The organism is Halioglobus sp. HI00S01, assembly GCF_001635445.1.
GTDB lineage: Bacteria > Pseudomonadota > Gammaproteobacteria > Pseudomonadales > Halieaceae > Halioglobus > Halioglobus japonicus.
This window is the reverse complement of sequence record NZ_LWEE01000349.1, coordinates 1-221: the sequence shown is the minus strand read 5'-3', so window position 1 is coordinate 221 and position 221 is coordinate 1. Positions and strand designations below refer to the sequence as shown.

Annotated in this window: 1 rRNA gene; it reads right to left on the bottom strand. The window is 54.8% G+C overall.

What is annotated here, in order from left to right:
• Positions 1–5 precede the first annotated feature (5 nt).
• A 16S ribosomal RNA gene (locus tag A3709_RS20895) occupies positions 6–221 on the bottom strand; the annotation flags it as partial.

The window sequence follows — 221 nt, the reverse complement described above, 5'->3', positions numbered from 1 at the left end:
TCGATTAAGGAGGTGATCCAGCCGCAGGTTCCCCTACGGCTACCTTGTTACGACTTCACCCCAGTCATGAATCACTCCGTGGTAACCGTCCCCCCGAAGGTTAGACTAGCTACTTCTGGAGCAACCCACTCCCATGGTGTGACGGGCGGTGTGTACAAGGCCCGGGAACGTATTCACCGTGACATTCTGATTCACGATTACTAGCGATTCCGACTTCACGC